This is a genomic window from Pyxidicoccus trucidator, assembly GCF_010894435.1.
In the GTDB taxonomy this organism is placed as follows: Bacteria; Myxococcota; Myxococcia; order Myxococcales; family Myxococcaceae; genus Myxococcus; species Myxococcus trucidator.
This window is the reverse complement of record NZ_JAAIXZ010000060.1, coordinates 1-1,519: the sequence shown is the minus strand read 5'-3', so window position 1 is coordinate 1,519 and position 1,519 is coordinate 1. Positions and strand designations below refer to the sequence as shown.

General features: G+C 68.1%; 1 protein-coding gene. It reads left to right on the top strand.

Translation table 11 applies throughout. The features are described from left to right. Window positions 1-148: 148 nt before the first annotated feature. Window positions 149-1,474 (top strand): IS701 family transposase, encoded by a 1,326-nt coding sequence (locus tag G4D85_RS48370; protein WP_164021907.1) that lies wholly within the window; start codon window positions 149-151, stop codon window positions 1,472-1,474. The last annotated feature ends 45 nt before the right edge of the window (window positions 1,475-1,519 follow it).

Below are 1,519 nucleotides of genomic sequence, written 5' to 3'. Positions count from 1 at the left end.
GACTCGACTTTCGCCCTTTTGGGCCGGGAGGCCCAAGCAGGGGGGCGAGGGTAGAAAGGGCTGAGGGTAGGAAAAGAGCGGCCATCGAGGCCAGCTGAGAGAGGTGTCCGGCAAGACACGCCTCCTCCAGCACCTTCGAGGTCTCCCGATGGCCGCCTCCCATTTGTATGCACTGTTGCGAGTCTTGCAGCTGGTTCGGCCCGCCTTCACCGAGCCCTCGTTCCTGCGCTTCCTGGTGCTGTTCGCCGGCTGGGTGTGCAGTGGCGCCACGCACGCGGTCACCGAGGCGCTGGTGGCTGCGGGCGTCTCAGGCGTGCAGCACCACGCGGCCTTCCATCGCTTCTTCTCCCAGGCCCGCTGGAGTGCGGACGAAGTGGGCCGACTGCTGCTGCTGAAGCTGGCGGCCCTGGGGCCACTGCGACTGGTGCTCGACGACACCCTGTGCAGCCACAAAGGGCCGAAGGTGTTCGGTCTGGGCAGCCACCTGGATGCGGTGCGCTCCACCCGAGCTGTGCACGTCTTCTGCTTCGGCCACGTCTGGGTGACGCTGGCGGTGCTGGTGCAGGTGCCCTTCGCTTCGCGCCCCTGGGCGCTGCCCGTCCTCTTCCGGCTTTACCGCACCCAGGCCGAGTGCCAGAGGAAAGGCATTGCGCACCGCAAGAAGACGCAGCTGGGCCGAGAGCTGGTGGAGCGTGTCCTCAGCTGGCTGCCCACGGCACCCGTGGAGCTTGCCGCAGACGAGGCCTACTCGTGCAGCACCGTGCTCAAGCAGTTGCCGCAACGGCTCGTCTTCGTCGGCGCTATGCGCCCAGACGCCGTGCTGACCCGCCCGCGCACGCACCGGTGCCGCTCGCCGAAGACGGGCCGGTGGCTGACGCGCGACGTGACGGTGCCCAAGCCCCAGGCCCTCGCCCGGGATGCCGCCCTCCCCTGGCAGCGGCTGACGGCCCTTCTCTACGGCCAGTCGCAGCAGGTGGACTGCAAGGAGGTGGTGGCCCGTTGGAGGAGTGCTGCCGGAGAGCGGATGCTCAAGGTCGTCGTCGTGCGGATGACGGGCGGCAGCCGCCCCCTGCGCGTCTTCTTCTGCACCGACGCCTCCCTCACAGCCCTCCAAGTGGTGGAAAGGTATGCCTTCAGGTGGAGCATCGAAGTGCTTTTCCGAGACTTGAAACAGCTGCTTGGCTTCGCTGACTCGCGTGCCCGCCGCCGCCTGGCCGTGCTGCGCACCGCTCCCTTCGCAGGCTTGAGTTACACCCTGCTCGTCCTCTGGTACCTGGAGCTGGCCGCCAGCTGGCAGCAACTGAAACTGCCTGTGCGACCCTGGTACACCACCAAGGCCACTGTCAGCTTCGCGGATGTCCTGCGATTGGCTCAAGCCACCCTGGCCCGTGCCCGCTGGCACTCGCCGCGTCGACTTCGCGCCAACTTACGCGCCGCCTCCCGCGCCACGCCGCCCCAGGGGCGCGCGGCGTAGACCGCAGCGCTCGCCCCCTCGCTCCAAAAGAGCGAAAGTCGAGTC